11 protein-coding genes are annotated in these 14,593 nt (G+C 61.8%); 2 read left to right on the top strand and 9 right to left on the bottom strand.

Annotated features, from left to right (window positions below; all coding sequences use genetic code 11):
• Positions 1-382: 382 nt before the first annotated feature.
• Complete coding sequence (locus tag GVN17_RS07315; protein WP_166594558.1) at positions 383-2,206, bottom strand: NAD(P)/FAD-dependent oxidoreductase; 1,824 nt, start codon at positions 2,204-2,206, stop codon at positions 383-385.
• A 255-nt stretch (positions 2,207-2,461) separates the two neighbouring features.
• Between GVN17_RS07315 and GVN17_RS07310 the strand changes: the two genes are divergently transcribed.
• Complete coding sequence (locus GVN17_RS07310) at positions 2,462-4,375, top strand: sigma-54-dependent Fis family transcriptional regulator (RefSeq protein ID WP_166594557.1); 1,914 nt, start codon at positions 2,462-2,464, stop codon at positions 4,373-4,375.
• Between the two features lie 99 nt (positions 4,376-4,474).
• Here the strand turns inward: GVN17_RS07310 and GVN17_RS07305 are convergent, their stop codons facing one another.
• From GVN17_RS07305 to xth, 3 genes are all read right to left on the bottom strand, one after another.
• Positions 4,475-5,770 carry a sorbosone dehydrogenase family protein gene (locus tag GVN17_RS07305; protein WP_166594556.1) on the bottom strand — a complete coding sequence of 432 codons (1,296 nt, stop codon included), beginning with the start codon at positions 5,768-5,770 and terminating at the stop codon, positions 4,475-4,477.
• Complete coding sequence (locus GVN17_RS07300) at positions 5,767-6,195, bottom strand: DUF2231 domain-containing protein (RefSeq protein ID WP_166594555.1); 429 nt, start codon at positions 6,193-6,195, stop codon at positions 5,767-5,769. Before GVN17_RS07300 ends, GVN17_RS07305 begins: the two co-directional genes overlap by 4 nt.
• Before the next feature lie 136 nt (positions 6,196-6,331).
• Complete coding sequence (gene xth, locus GVN17_RS07295) at positions 6,332-7,168, bottom strand: exodeoxyribonuclease III (protein WP_166594554.1); 837 nt, start codon at positions 7,166-7,168, stop codon at positions 6,332-6,334.
• A 185-nt stretch (positions 7,169-7,353) separates the two neighbouring features.
• Here xth and GVN17_RS07290 point away from each other — a divergent pair, with 185 nt between their 5' ends.
• Positions 7,354-7,587, top strand: a complete 234-nt coding sequence (locus GVN17_RS07290) for a hypothetical protein (RefSeq protein WP_166594292.1) — start codon at positions 7,354-7,356, stop codon at positions 7,585-7,587.
• Between the two features lie 66 nt (positions 7,588-7,653).
• Here the strand turns inward: GVN17_RS07290 and GVN17_RS07285 are convergent, their stop codons facing one another.
• From GVN17_RS07285 to GVN17_RS07265, 5 genes are all read right to left on the bottom strand, one after another.
• Positions 7,654-9,276, bottom strand: coding sequence for an MFS transporter (locus GVN17_RS07285; protein WP_166594553.1), 1,623 nt, complete (start codon positions 9,274-9,276; stop codon positions 7,654-7,656).
• A 152-nt stretch (positions 9,277-9,428) separates the two neighbouring features.
• Complete coding sequence (locus tag GVN17_RS07280; RefSeq protein ID WP_166594552.1) at positions 9,429-10,925, bottom strand: CoA-acylating methylmalonate-semialdehyde dehydrogenase; 1,497 nt, start codon at positions 10,923-10,925, stop codon at positions 9,429-9,431.
• A 43-nt stretch (positions 10,926-10,968) separates the two neighbouring features.
• On the bottom strand, positions 10,969-12,129 hold the full coding sequence (locus GVN17_RS07275) for an iron-containing alcohol dehydrogenase (protein ID WP_166594551.1): 1,161 nt from the start codon (positions 12,127-12,129) through the stop codon (positions 10,969-10,971).
• A 139-nt stretch (positions 12,130-12,268) separates the two neighbouring features.
• Positions 12,269-13,054: an IclR family transcriptional regulator gene (locus GVN17_RS07270; protein WP_166594550.1), complete on the bottom strand. Its 786-nt coding sequence runs from the start codon at positions 13,052-13,054 to the stop codon at positions 12,269-12,271.
• A gap of 212 nt (positions 13,055-13,266) precedes the next feature.
• Positions 13,267-14,583 (bottom strand): MFS transporter, encoded by a 1,317-nt coding sequence (locus GVN17_RS07265; protein WP_166594549.1) that lies wholly within the window; start codon positions 14,581-14,583, stop codon positions 13,267-13,269.
• Between the last annotated feature and the right edge of the window lie 10 nt (positions 14,584-14,593).

The following is a 14,593-nucleotide window of genomic DNA, read 5'->3' as shown; positions in this document are numbered from 1 at the left end:
TGCCCAAGGGTCCTACGCTGTCCCTGTGGGAGCTGCCGAAGCTGTGCGACGGCCGCGAAAGCGGCGTATCAGACAACGCATCTTTCACTGACCCACCGCTGTCGCTGCCGTCGTCCCTCCGGCGTCTCCCACAAGGATGGTGGCGTGCGAATGCCCAAGGGTCCTACGCTGTCCCTGTGGGAGCTGCCGGAGCTGTGCGACGGCCGCGAAAGCGGTGTATCAGACAGCGCATCTTTCACTGACCCACCGCTGTCGCTGCCGTCGTCCCTCCGGCGTCTCCCACAAGGGCTGTGTCAAGCCCGAGAGCTGCGAAACCTGCTGAACCTGTGGGAGCGAATGAAGGGTCCGATGCTGAAACCCGGCATCGGACTGCTTTCTTACCTCAATCGATATGGTGCGTCTCGGCCAGCTTGTACACCGGCGTCGACAACCCTTCGAACCGCGCTTTCAACTGCAACGCCAGGTACAGCGAGTAATGCCGTGACTGGTGAAGGTTGCCGCCGTGGAACCACAGGTTTTCCTGTTGCGTCGGCTTCCACATGTTGCGCAGTTCACCTTCGTACGGGCCTGGGTCTTTGGTGGTGCCTGAACCCAGTCCCCAGCACCGACCGACCTTGTCGGCGACTTCCTGAGAAATCAGCTTCGCCGCCCAGCCGTTCATGGAACCATACCCGGTGGCGTAGACGATCAGGTCAGCCGGCAGACGCGTTCCATCGTTGAGGATGACGGCATCGGCCTCAATCCGCTCGACACCTAAGTTCGGCGCGCTCTTGAGCTTGATCGTGCCATTGGCGATCAACTCGGAGGCGCCGACGTCGATGTAGTAACCCGACCCGCGACGCACGTACTTCATGAACAGCCCGGAGTCATCATCGCCGAAATCGAGCATGAAACCGGCCTTGCTCAAACCGTCGTAGAAATCCTTGTCACGTTCCTGAATGGCTTCGAACACCGGCTTGTGAAAACTCGGCATCACCTTGTACGGGATCGACGCGAACAGCATATCCGCCTTGTCCGTGGTCAGGCCGCTTTCCACGGCGTCTTCCGAATACAGCCCGCCAAACACCAGCTCCATCAAGCTGTCGGAGCGCACGATGTGGGTGGATGAGCGCTGCACCATCGTCACGTCGGCGCCGTTTTCCACCAGGTCCGCGCAAATATCGTGGGCCGAGTTGTTTGCGCCGATGACCACTGCTTTCTTGCCACTCCACGCATCGCCACCGGGATGGCGGCTGGAGTGGTGCTGCTGGCCTTTGAAAGTGTCGGCGCCAGCGTAGGACGGTGTGTTGGCCACCCCGGACATCCCGGTCGCCAGAATGAGTTGGGTCGGCTGCAAGACGAGACGCTCGCCGTTGCGTTCCACTTCTACGCGCCAGGTCCGGGACGGCTCGTCGAAGCGCGCATTCACGCATTCGGTGCGCGCCCAGTAATTGAGCTCCATGACCTTGCTGTACATCTCCAGCCAGTCGCCGATCTGGTCCTTCGGCGTGAACACCGGCCAGTGATCGGGGAAGGGCAGGTACGGCATGTGGTCGTACCAGACCGGGTCATGCAGGCACAGGGATTTGTAGCGCCCCCGCCATTGGTCGCCAGGCCGGTCCGCCTTGTCGATGATCAGCGTTGGCACGCCCAGGCGCTTGAGGCGTGCGGCAAGACCGAGACCGCCTTGCCCGCCGCCGACGATCAGGCAATAGGGCTGCGTGGTGATGCCCAGCGACGCTTCTTCATCGCGACGGCGTTCCAGCCAGTTGCGTTTGTCGGCGTGGCCATGACCATGATTGGCGCCGAATGGACGGCGACGGCCGCTGGGTTCTTCATGGCCCTTCAGTTCGCGCATGGTGGTCAACAGCGTCCAGCACACACCGTCCTTGAGACGCACGTAACCCTTGCCGCGCGCTTCGGCGGTTTCCAGCGTGATCCAGCCTTCCAGCACGCCGTCGTTCAGGGTCGCTTCGCCGTCCACGTTCCAGTGGTCCGGTTTTGTCTGTTCGAGCCGTTCGGTCAACAGGTCGGAAATGGAGGCCTTGCCTTCGAGGGTCACCAGGTTCCAGCTGAACAGCAGCAAATCCCGCCAGTAGCATTCCTCTGCGAACAGCTCCAACGTACCGGGAATGTCTCGCTGGGCGAGGTGATCACTCAGGCGCGCAAGCCAGTCGCTGAGTTGGGCAGTGGGGGTTTGCAACGGGGTTTCAATCGCAACATTCATGGGGCTTCTCCCTATTTTTTGTTGTTGTGGCCCGTGAGCTGAGCAAACCCCGGGCCACGTCGGAAAAACCGCTCTGGACAGGGCGTTGGAGCGGCGCAAGCCCACATCCAATGCCCCCGTTGCCAGTGATGTGTCACGCATTTGGAAATCACGCTGAACAAAGTGTCACGTTGGGCAGATGAAGGCGCACGGGCTGGCCTTTTCGCCTAAGCTGCGGAATAAAGTGCATACCGATATGCAGCGGAGAATAAAAATATGACGTCCGCATTGCTCAGCGCCCATGCCCAGCAGGTGCTGCAGGCTGTACAGGGCTCGCCGAAGACTGCCGATTTTGCGAAAGACCCCGCGATCACCCGGTCCTGGCGTCGCTGCCTGGACCAACACGGGCTGGACCCGGCCAGCCGACGCCCCCCCAATGTGCTGGAAAACCACACCCTCAACGCCCACCGCGCGCCCCTTGAACACATCATCAAGGTGGCGCGCTGGCAGATGAGCAGCCTGCACCAGCAGTTGGGCGGCGATGGCCATGTGGTCATGCTGACCGATGCCCAGGGTGTGGTGATCGACAGCGTGTTCAATGACGCGGAACGCACCGACTTCCAGCGAGCGGGCCTCTGGCTCGGCGCAATGTGGGGGGAGGACGTCGAGGGCACCAATGGGGTCGGAACGTGCCTGGTGGAGCGTCAACAGGTGACCATCCGCCGGGATGAGCACTTTCGGGGAAAGCACGCCGGGTTGAGTTGTTCGGCCAGTCCTGTGTTCGACGACCAGGGCGAGTTGCTCGCTGTACTGAACCTGTCCTCGGCGCGGGAGGACCAGAGCCCTTCCGCCATGCTGCAAGCGATGGCGTTGACCAACCTGTCCGCCAAACTGATCGAAAACTGTTTCTTTCTGGGCCATGAACCCCAGCTGTACCTCCTTCGGTTTCACCCCGAAGCGCGGTTCGTCGGGCTGCTGGGCGAAGGGCTGGTCAGCTTTGATGACACGGCCCGCATACGTTCGGTGAATCAGGCGGCGCTGGATCTTCTGGGGGCCACGCGGGATCAATTGATCGGGCAGTCCCTGTCGACGCTGCTCGAAATGCCTGCTGAGCAGGTCATCCGGTATTCAAGCCATCAGCCCACCCTGTGCTGGCCCATGCGATTGGTCGACGGTCGCCTGTTTTACGGTCAGTTGCGCGCACCCGTTCGCATCGCAACGCCGACGGCTCTCAACGCCAGGCGTGCGCTGCCGCACATCAACGATGACCAGTTCTGCATGGAAGACGAGCGTTTGCAGCGCGGTCTGAGCCGTGCGCTCAGGGTGTTGGAACGCGACGTGCCGGTGTTTTTGCAGGGTGAAACGGGCACCGGTAAAGAGGCGTTCGCAGCAGCGTTGTACCGTGCGAGTTCACGATCAAATCAGCGGTTCGTCGCGATCAATTGCGCGGCGATCCCGGAAAGCCTCATCGAAAGCGAGCTGTTCGGCTATCAGGGTGGCAGCTTCACCGGCGCCCGCAAGGAGGGCATGGTCGGCAAGCTCGAACAGGCCCACGGCGGCATTCTGTTTCTCGATGAAATCGGCGACATGCCGCTGGCGCTGCAAACCCGGCTGTTGCGCGTGCTTGAAGAGCGGCAAGTGGTGCCGCTGGGCAGCGGTGCGCCACGTCCGATCGACATTCGGCTCATCAGTGCGAGCCATCAGGACCTTCAGGCAAGTGTGGTGGCAGGGCGCTTTCGTGAAGACCTGTTTTATCGCCTTGGCGGGTTCACGGTGCAGATTCCACCGCTGCGTGAGCGTTCGGACAAGGGCCCGCTGCTCGACTTTCTGCTGCGCAAGGAAGCAGGCGACAGTGCGATACAGCTGGAACCCGGCGTGCTTGAACACCTGATGGCACAGGCCTGGCCGGGGAATGTGAGGCAACTTCGAATTTGCCTTCGTACGCTGGTCGCACTCGCGTGGGAGGGGCGTATCACGCTGGAGGATGCGTTTGAGCTGCTTCCCGCGCCACCGGCATCGGAGACCGACTGCGAGGACCCTCTCGGTGCATCGGAGCGGCAGACGCTCATGGCGCTGGTCGATGAAGAGCGTTGGCACATCGGTCGGGTCGCCACTCGCCTCAACATCAGTCGCAATACGCTGTACCGCAAACTGCGACAACACGGGATAGCGCGCCGAACGGAGAGCTAGCGTCTAGAAGAGGGGGATAGGGCTGTCAGGACGTGGGAGGCGCTGCCGAAACAGCCGCCTCCCTTTCCAGCTCAAACATGCGAACTCAAGCGTGAGGACTCAACGATTGCGCGTCACACGCCAGACCGTGTTGGACAAGTCGTCCGCAATGATCACGCCGCCGCGCGGGTCCACCGTGACCCCGACCGGCCGGCCTCGGGTCTTGCCGTCGTCACCCCGGAAACCGGTGGCGAAATCCACCGGCTCGCCGGAAGGCTTACCGTTGCTGAACGGTACGAACACCACTTTGTAGCCCACCGGGTTCTCGCGGTTCCAGCTGCCGTGCTCGCCGACAAAAACGCCGTCCGCGAATTTGTCGCCGATGGCCGGGATCGAGAAGTCGAGACCCAGCGCGGCCACGTGAGAACCGAGGCTGTAATCCGGTTTGACTGCCAGCGCAACCTTTTTCGGGTCTTGCGGCTGGGCGCGGGTGTCGACGTTCTGGCCCCAATAGCTATACGGCCAGCCGTAAAACGCGCCTTCACGGATCGACGTCAGGTAATCGGGCACCAGGTCTTCACCCAATTCATCCCGCTCGTTGGCCACGGCCCACAGCACCCCAGTGCCGGGCTGGATTTTCAACGACGTCGGGTTACGGGTGCCCGTGGCGTACGGTTTGTGCGCGCCAGTCTTGGCGTCGATCTGCCAGATCTGCGCCCGGTCCAGTTCGACCTCCATGCCACGCTCGGTGACGTTGCTGTTCGAACCGATGCCCACGTACAGCGTGTTGCCGTCCGGGGTGACGGCCAGCGATTTGGTCCAGTGATGATTGATCTTTGCTGGCAGCTCAGTGACGGTCACGGGCTCGCCCGTGGCCTTGGTCTGGCCGTCGGTGTAGTCGAAGCGCACCAGCGCGTCCTGGTTGGCGACGTACAGTTTGCCGTTCGCGTAGGCCAGCCCATACGGCGCGTTGAGGTTTTCGGCGAACACGGTCTTCATCTCGTATTTGCCGTCGCCATCGGCATCGCGCAACAGGGTCAGGCGGTTGCCGCCTTTGACCTTTGTGTTGCCTTCGGCCTTGATGTAACTGGCGATGACGTCCTTGGGCTTGAGCTTCGGCGCTTCGGTGCCGCCTTTGCCTTCCGCGATCAGAATGTCGCCGTTGGGCAGCACCAGCGTCTGGCGCGGCACTTTCAGGTCAGTGGCAATCGCCGAGATGCTGTAACCCTCGGGCACCTTGGGTTTCTGGTCACCCCAGGCCACCGGCTCGGCGATTTTCATGCTCGGCAGCAACCCGCGTTCAGCCTGAGGCATTTTCGGGTCCGGGCCGTGGGCTTGCGGGTTGTCCTTTCCTGCACCGCAAGCGCTCAGCAGCAGGGCCATGGACAGGGCAGTCAGTGCGAAGGCAGGTTTCATCGTGCGTCTCCCGAGCGAAGGTTGGTCAGACCGATCCAGGCGGAAACGATGCTCAGCACGGTCACGATCACCGACAGAATCAGCCCCGACGGCATCACGGCCCAGGCGTCCTTGGCGTGTTCGAATGAATTGATCCAGCCCAGCCCCCACGTGACGAGCAGGAGCAAGAAATACAGGACCGGGCGGCCGGATTTGCGCTCCGCCCGGATCAGGTTGACCAGCGCAAACAGCAACGCCAGGCCACAGAACAGCATGGCCCCGGCAATCAGCCACGACGCGAAGTTGCTCCATTGGATCAGGTAACTGTTGTAGTAGGCGATGTCGCTCAGCAGCCCGCCGAGAAACAACGGGACCGTGCCCGCCAGCAGAATCGCGTGAAGCGGGCCGGGGAGTTGGCGGTAGGGGGAGTAGGCAGTGTCGGTCACGTGAGCTCCTTGTCGTTCATCGACCTGTACCAAAGCCGCGAGCAACAGGGCTCGCGAAGGGGATTTGCGCTCAGTGCGCGCGTTAAAAGTGATCCTGAAGCAGACGCGTTAGTTCAACCGATTGTTCGACGACGCTCTATTTGTCGGCGCTTGTCTTCTTCCGCGGGGTTTTCCGGGGTTTGGCCTTGCGGGCGGCACCCAGGCGAATCCAGGTCGGGGCGTGATCACTGGGGTGTTCTTCGCCGCGCACCCAGGCATCGACGCCCGCGTCGTGCAGGTGCGGCGCTAACACCGGATTGACCAACAGGTGATCGATGCGCAAGCCGGAATTCTTCTGCCAGTGCTGACGGAAATAATCCCAGAAGGTGTAGACGCGCTCGTCCGGGTACAGGTGCCGCAGCGAGTCCAGCCAGCCTTGGGCGAGGAGCCGGGCATAACAGTCGCGGCTTTCGGGCTGGAGCAGGGCGTCTTTCAGCCATGAGCGGGGGTTGTAGATGTCTTCGTCCGTGGGCACGACGTTGAAATCGCCGGCCATCACCACCGGGTGCTCGCTGGCCTGCAATGATTCGGCGTGCTGGATCAGGTGCTCGAACCAGCGCAGTTTGTAGTCGAACTTGGGGCCGGGCTGCGGGTTGCCGTTGGGCAGGTACAGGCACGCGACCACCACGCCGTGGGCGGCGGCCTCCAGATACCGCGCCTGGGTGTCCAGTTCTTCCCCTGGCAAGCCTTTACGGATCAGCAACGGCTCGGCGTCACGGGCCAGAATTGCGACCCCGTTCCACGACGTCTGCCCCAGGTGCAGCGAGCCATAGCCCGCTGCTTCGATCTCGTGGGCAGGAAAGGCCTTGTCCGGCGCCTTGAGTTCTTGCAGACAGACGATGTCCGGCTGCTCACGCTCCAGCCACTGCAACAGGTTCGGCAGTCGTGCACCGATGCCGTTGACGTTGAACGTGGCGATTTTCAGGTTTTCCATGGCGGGCATAGCCTCGAACGATCAGGACCTGTTCATCAGAGGGTGTGCCGTTCACGGAGTTCGCCGCTTTATAACGTTGCTGTACTGTCGATTGACGACCGTTGGCGAACTTCATCGAACAAACCGTTGGCGGGGGACTTCATATCTGTATGTCGCGACTCATTCGCGGCCTAGCGAGGTGTGCAATGAATCCATCAACAGGCATTCCAGGTGGTACTGAAAACGCGGTCGACTCCATCGAGCCGCTGGAACCCGGCAGACCCGACGTGATTCCCAATCCGCCACCGGGCAGCGACGACGTGGGCGAAGGCGAGGGAGAAATTCCCCTGAAGCCCGACGACGAAGCGCCCCTGGAGGAGGACATGTCGGACGTCGAGGCCAATGACGCTGTGTCGGCAGAGCATCAGCCGCTGCGGTAACGAGAAAAAACGCGACACACTGGAGGGCGAGCGGGGTCGATCTCCAGTGTGATGCTCATTCGCAGCTCAGACCTTATCGAGGTCCACGTCCTTGGTTTCCTTCAAGAACACCAGGCTGCAGACCAGGCTCACCGCCGTTACCAGCACCGGGTACCACAACCCATAGAAGATGTCGCCCGTGTACACCACCAGCGCGAAGGAGATGGTGGGCAGTAATCCGCCGAACCAGCCGTTGCCGATGTGGTAGGGGAGCGACATTGAGGTGTAGCGGATGCGGGTCGGGAACAGCTCGACCATCAAGGCGGCGAGCGGGCCGTAGGTCATCGTCGCGATCAGCATCAGGGCCACAATCACCAGCACCACGCCGGACGCGTTTACCAGCGCGGAGTCAGCCTTGGCAGGGTAACCGGCAGCCTTGACCGCGCCGTTCAATGCCGCTTCGTCGTAACCGGTGATCTGCGTACTGCCCACGGTGACTTGTACGGTGGCGCCAGTGGCCGCAGATTGCGAAGTGTACGGCAGGCCTTGCTTGATCAGCAGGGTCTTGACCTTGTCGCACGGGCTGTCGAATTTCGCCTTGCCCACCGGATCGAACTGGAAGGTGCACGTCGCCGGGTCCGCCACCACCACGATCGGCGATTGCTGGCGTGCGGCGTCGATCTGCGGGTTGGCGTAGTGGCCCAGCATCTTGAACAGCGGGAAGTACAGCACGGTCGCCAGCAGCAGGCCGGTGACGATGATTTTCTTGCGGCCGATCCGGTCGGACAGCCAGCCGAAAAACACGAAGAACGGCGCGCCGATGATCACACTGACGATCAGCAAGGTGTTGGCCAGCGACGGGTCAACCTTGAGCACCTGCGTCAGGAAGAACAGCACGTAGAACTGCGCGGCGTAGAACGTCACGGCTTGACCGGCGTTGACGCTGAACAGGGCGATCAGCACCACCTTGAGGTTGGGCCAGACGGTAAACGAATCGCGGATCGGCGACGTGGACAGCTTGCCTTCGCTCTTCATTTTGGTGAACGACGGCGACTCATGCAGGCTCATGCGAATCCACGTCGAAATTGCCACCAGCACGATCGACAGCAGGAACGGGATGCGCCAGCCCCACGTGTCGAACCCGTCACCGGCAATCAGGCGAGACGCCAGAACCACCGCCAGCGACAGCAGCAGCCCCAATGTGGCTGTCGATTGAATAAATCCTGTGTGAAAGCCGCGTTTTTTCTTCGGCGCGTGTTCGGCCACGTAGGTTGCCGCGCCGCCGTATTCGCCGCCCAACGCCAGGCCTTGAAGCATGCGCAAGACGACAAGAATGATGGGCGCCGCAATGCCGATGCTGGCGTAGCCGGGCAGCAAGCCCACGGCGAAGGTCGAGAGGCCCATGATGATGATGGTGGCGAGAAAAGTGTATTTGCGGCCGACCATGTCGCCGATCCGGCCAAAGACCAGTGCGCCGAACGGCCTGACGATGAAGCCTGCGGCGAACGCCAGCAGGGCGAAGATGAACGCGGTGGTTTCGTTTACACCGGCGAAGAATTGCTTACTGATGACTGCCGCCAATGCCCCGTAGAGAAAAAAATCGTACCACTCGAAAACCGTACCCAGGGAAGACGCGATGATGATCTTGCGTTCTTCCTTGGCGGCGCTGCTCGCGTGCGCGGCGCCTTCTTGCTGCACATAACCTGCCATAAGTGTTTTCCTCGGCCCAAAGGCCCCAGCCATTATTGTTTTTATTGCATGTGGAAACGCTGTCTTGCTGCTTACGTATGCACCCGCAGTCTAATCAGCGGGGTTGGCAGGCGCCACGCCCGGGAGCGCGATGGCGCCTGCCTTTCATCGGATCATTTCATGGTCGGCATCGAGAATTCGGCGCCCTCGCGCACGTTTGCCGATGGCCAGCGCTGAGTGATCGTTTTACGTTTGGTGTAGAAGCGCACACCGTCCGGGCCATACGCATGCAAATCGCCGAACAGCGAGCGTTTCCAGCCCCCAAAACTGTGGGAGGCAACAGGGACGGGCAGCGGGATGTTGATCCCTACCATGCCCACTTGAATGCGGTCGCTGAAATAGCGGGCGGCTTCACCGTCGCGGGTGTAGATGCAGGTGCCGTTGCCGTATTCGTGGTCGTTGATCAGCTTCATGGCGTCGTCCATGGTCGCCACGCGGATGACTTGGAGCACCGGGCCAAAAATCTCGGCCTTGTAGCTGTCCATGTCGGCGTTGACCGCATCGATCAGCGTCGCGCCGACGAAGAAACCGTCTTCATGACCCGCCACGCGGGCGTTACGGCCATCGACGACGATTCGCGCACCCTGAGACTCGGCGCTGTCGATGAAGCCCACGACCTTGTCGCGGTGGGCGGCGGTGATCAGCGGGCCAAAGTCGTTGCTGGCGTCGGTGTGCACGCCGAATTTCAGCCCTTGCATCGCTTCGGTGAGTTTGCCGATCAGCGCGTCCGCCACGGCATCGCCCACCGCAACAGCCACTGACAGCGCCATGCAACGCTCGCCGGACGAGCCAAACGCGGCGCCCAGCAACGAATTGACTGCGTTATCGAGGTCCGCGTCGGGCATGACGATGGCGTGGTTTTTCGCGCCGCCCAGCGCCTGGCAGCGTTTGCCTTGGGAAGTCGCGGTGCGATAGATGTACTCGGCGATCGGCGTCGAACCGACAAAGCTGACGGCCTTCACGCGAGGGTCGAACAGCAGGGCGTCCACGGCTTCCTTGTCGCCATTGACCACGTTCAGCACACCGGCTGGCAGGCCTGCTTCGTGGAGCAGTTGCGCGATGTAGAGGGTGCTGCTCGGGTCGCGTTCGGAGGGTTTCAGGACAAAGGTGTTGCCGCAGACGATGGCCATCGGCAGCATCCACAACGGCACCATCACCGGGAAGTTGAACGGGGTCACGCCTGCCACCACGCCCAGTGGCTGGAACTCGCTCCAGGAGTCGATGTTCGGGCCGACGTTACGGCTGTGCTCGCCTTTCAGCAGCTCCGGCGCACCGCAGGCGTACTCGACGTTCTCGATCCCGCGCTGCAATTCGCCCGCGGCGTCATGGCTGATCTTGCCGTGTTCCAGGCCGATCAGTTCGCAGATTTTATTCGCGTTCTGCTCCAGCAATTCCTTGAAGCGAAACATGACCCGCGCGCGTTTGGCGGGCGGAGTGTCGCGCCAGGCCGGAAACGCCTCTTCGGCGGCGGCGATGGCCGCCTGCACGGTGACGGTGCTGGCCAGTGCCACTTGCGTGTTGCTCTCGCCGGTGGCGGGGTTGAAGACCGCTTGGGTGCGGCCATCAGGGGTGGTCGTTTCGCCGTTGATCCAGTGTCCGATAACGCTCATGAATGTGCTCCGTTTATCAAATAAGGTGGGAGAGGCGGGGAGGTCAGTTCCACAGGGCGTGATACAGCTCGACCATTTCCGGGACCGTCGGCACGCGCGGGTTGTTGCCCGGTGAACCCGAGGCCAGCGCCTGCTCGGCCATGGTGTTGACGACTTCATTGAAGCGCGCGCGCTCTACGCCAAAGTCCGCCAGGGTCGGGACTGACAACTCAGCGTTCACCCGCGTGAGAAAGGCGATGAGTTTCTGGCCCGCCGTCGCGTCGTCATCGTGGGAGTCGGCGACGCCCAACGCCTTGGCGCACTGCGCATAGCGACCGGGCGCGGCGCTCAGCGACCACGCGGTCAGTGAGGGCAGCAGCATCGCGTTGGACAGGCCGTGTGGCACGTGGAAGAAGGCGCCAATCGGGCGACTCATGCCATGCACCACTGCCACCGAGGCGGCAGAAAACGCGATGCCGGCCAGGGTCGCGCCGATCATCATCGCTTCGCGGGCGCTTTCGTTCTTGCCGTCCTGACAGGCCGTCAGCAGATTCGGGCCCAGATAGGCCAGCGCGGCCAGTGCCTGGCTGTCGCTGTACGGGTTGGCCTTGCGCGAAACATAAGCCTCGATGGCGTGGGTGATCGCATCGATGCCCGTGTCGGCGGTGGTGCGCGCCGGGAGGCTGAGGGTCAGTTTGTAGTCGATCAGGGCGGCGACCGGCATGAAACCGATGCCCGCACACAGCAGTTTTTCGTCGGTGGTCTCGTCGGTGATGATGGTGAATCGCGTGACTTCCGAACCCGTGCCCGCCGTCGTGGGAATCGCAATCAGGGGGAGTCCGGCTTCATTGACCTGGCGGGGGAAACGGTAGTCGCGAATGACGCCGCCGTAGCGGGCAAGGATCGCCATGGCCTTGGCGCTGTCGATGGGGCTGCCGCCGCCGAGGGCGACGATGGCATCGAAGTCACCGCTGCGCAGCTTGTCCACGCCGGCTTGAATGGAGGCAGCGGTGGGCTCAGGAACGGTGTCATCGAAGACTTCGCTCTTGATGCCCTTGGCTTCAAGAATCTCGTGGAGGCGTTGCGCCTGGCCCAGTTTGACCATGGTTTTATCGGTCACGATCAGCGGGCGGCTGCAATTCAGGAAACCCAACACATCAGGCAGGCGCGCGCTGGCATCAGCTCCGACCTCCATAATGCGAGGCAGGATGACGGGTACAGACATATCACACCTCAGGAAATAGTTGTTATTGTCTTATTCCGGAACGAAATGTATCGCTATAGCCATTTAATGTCGATAGAGGTGCAAAAAAAAGAGCGCCGTCAGTCGGCGCCCTTGGGTCTATACGGGTGAGAAAACGTGGTCAGTCCAGCTCCGTGGGTTCTTCCACCAGAATGCGCAACTGCTCGGCGGCACGGCGCATGGCAGGTTCGAACGTCATCAGTTCATCCAGGCTTTTGCGGATTGTCGGGGCATGCGCGAACAGGCAGGCGATCAATCGGCCATCGCTGTCTCGGACGGGGACCGCGATGGCGACCATGCCATCGACGAATTCCTCGTTGTCGATGCCAATGTCCATCTGCCGCACGCGTTTGAGTTCGATTTCAAGCTCGACCGGGTCGGTCAGGGTGTTGCTCGCCATCCGCCGGAGCGCCAGGTTGTCGATGATCTGCGTGCGCCGCGTCTTGTTGAAACTGCTGAGGTAGAGCTTCCCGCTCGCCGTGCACCACATGGGGGTATGAGCCCCCACCGGGAGGTACATCTGCAACGGCCAGCTGCTTTGCACCCGGTCGTAATACACCATGTCGATGCCATCGGGGAGCGCGATGCCGCAGGTCTCGTCGAGGGTGTCACACAGATGGCGCAGGATCGCCTGGCGTTGCGCCTTGTAGCGACTGGCGTAAATCACCCCCACGGCAATCTTGTGCAACCGGTCATTGGGCACGATGCCGCCGCGCATGTTCGTCTGCAAATACCCTTCGCCCTGCATCTGCTGGAGCAGCCGGTGCACGCTCGGTTTGGGAATGTCCAGCAGGTGGGAGAGGTCGGCGGGCGATAGCGCATGGTCGGCCTGAACCACTGCCTCGATGATATCGAGCGCACGGGTGATGGAGGAACCGGAATTGCGGGTTTGCGGACTGTCGGACATGGAAACGGCCTTCTTTCAGAATGCGGCGATTCTTGCGTAGGCGCGGCGGGTTGTCCATTTTCCGGCCGCTCGCCATGATCCCGCTTCCCCTGGAACCGTATTCCTTACCTGAACGTCACCTTCATCACCTGGAAGGCTCGGCAGACATATTGACCGCCGTTCAACGAGGTACGAACCGTTGACCACCCTTGTACCAGGGGCGGTCCGGTGGCTCAGAGCTTGGCGTTCGAATACCTGAGCATCACGACCACCGCTCCCAGCAACAGCGTCACCGCGATCAGGTAAATGCCAGCGGCATAGAAACCGGTGGCGCTTTTCGACCAGCCGATGATCGCCGGACCGATCATGCCCGCGACGTTGGCCAGTGCGCTGATCGCGGCGATGCCGATGGCGGCCTGTTGTTTGCTCATGACCGACGCCGGGATGCTCCAGAACACCGGCATCGCGCCATAGGTGAAAAAGGCCGCGAGCATCAGCACCGAATACGAGCTGAAACCCGATACCCATTGCGAAGCGATGACGCTGTAGGCGAGAGCGCCTGCCACCAGGGCGGCGGCGACGAAGCGGCGTCGCTGCATGTAGCGATCGGACAACCAGCCCATGACAATCATGCCCAGCGCACCCACGGCGTACAGGCCTGCCGACAGCATGGCAATCGTGCTGGTGGTGCCGCCGACCGCTTCCTTGATGAAGGACGGCGCCCAATAATTCAGCACGACCATCGACATGACGATGGCGAAGTAGACGAAGCCCAGCGCCAGGGTCACGGGTGACCGCAGCGTAGTCAGCAATCGGTGGTTGACGCCGGTTTCGCGGGGGCCGGTCTGCTCGCGTTCGATGGCGTCGATCAGCGTCTGTTTTTCCTCGTTGCTCAGGTGTTTGGAGGTGGAGGGTTTGTCATCGAGTACGACCCACGCCAACACGCCCAACAGCACGGTGATGCCGCCTTCCATGATGAACATCCATTTCCAGCCGCTCAGAGCGTGCCAGCCGTCGAAATAGACCATCAAAAAACTCGACAATGGGCTGCCGATGACCCCGGCAACGGGAATCCCCAAGGTGAACCACGAGGTGATCCGGCCGCGCCGTGATGCCGGAAACCAGTAGCTGAGGTAAAGGATCATGCCTGGCAGAAACCCGGCCTCGGCGATGCCCAGCAGGATCCGCGCCAGGTAAAACCCGCCGACGCTCTGGACCAGCATGAAGCCCGCCGTGACCAGCCCCCACAGCACCATGATCCGGGTCAGGGTGAACCGTGCGCCGAAGCGTTCGAGCATCATGTTGCTGGGCACTTCGAAGAGGATGTAGCCAATGAAAAAAAGCGATGCGCCTAGCCCATACTGTGCTGCGCTCAGGCCAATCTCGGCACTGAATTCCAGGTGCGCGATGGCGACGTTCGAGCGGTCGATGTTGCACAGGACGTAGCAGATGAACAGGAACGGCAGGATACGCCAGGCGATCCGGTTCAAGAGCGCGTCCGGGCTGGACACGGCGGGTTCTACGACAGAGCGATGCAGGTCGGTGCGCATCTACGGTTCC

Origin of the sequence: Pseudomonas sp. SLFW (assembly GCF_009905615.1) — a bacterium.
Classification (GTDB): Bacteria; Pseudomonadota; Gammaproteobacteria; order Pseudomonadales; family Pseudomonadaceae; genus Aquipseudomonas; species Aquipseudomonas bambusae.
This window is presented reverse-complemented; position numbering and strand designations above follow the sequence as displayed.

Coding starts and splice junctions, on each gene's coding strand:
- GVN17_RS07310 (WP_166594557.1), top strand. CDS start 2,462: ATGACGTCCGCATTGCTCAGCGCCCATGCCCAGCAGGTGCTGCAGGCT.
- GVN17_RS07290 (WP_166594292.1), top strand. CDS start 7,354: ATGAATCCATCAACAGGCATTCCAGGTGGTACTGAAAACGCGGTCGAC.
- GVN17_RS07285 (WP_166594553.1), bottom strand. CDS start 9,276: ATGGCAGGTTATGTGCAGCAAGAAGGCGCCGCGCACGCGAGCAGCGCC.
- xth (WP_166594554.1), bottom strand. CDS start 7,168: ATGGAAAACCTGAAAATCGCCACGTTCAACGTCAACGGCATCGGTGCA.
- GVN17_RS07265 (WP_166594549.1), bottom strand. CDS start 14,583: ATGCGCACCGACCTGCATCGCTCTGTCGTAGAACCCGCCGTGTCCAGC.
- GVN17_RS07270 (WP_166594550.1), bottom strand. CDS start 13,054: ATGTCCGACAGTCCGCAAACCCGCAATTCCGGTTCCTCCATCACCCGT.
- GVN17_RS07275 (WP_166594551.1), bottom strand. CDS start 12,129: ATGTCTGTACCCGTCATCCTGCCTCGCATTATGGAGGTCGGAGCTGAT.
- GVN17_RS07305 (WP_166594556.1), bottom strand. CDS start 5,770: ATGAAACCTGCCTTCGCACTGACTGCCCTGTCCATGGCCCTGCTGCTG.
- GVN17_RS07315 (WP_166594558.1), bottom strand. CDS start 2,206: ATGAATGTTGCGATTGAAACCCCGTTGCAAACCCCCACTGCCCAACTC.
- GVN17_RS07280 (WP_166594552.1), bottom strand. CDS start 10,925: ATGAGCGTTATCGGACACTGGATCAACGGCGAAACGACCACCCCTGAT.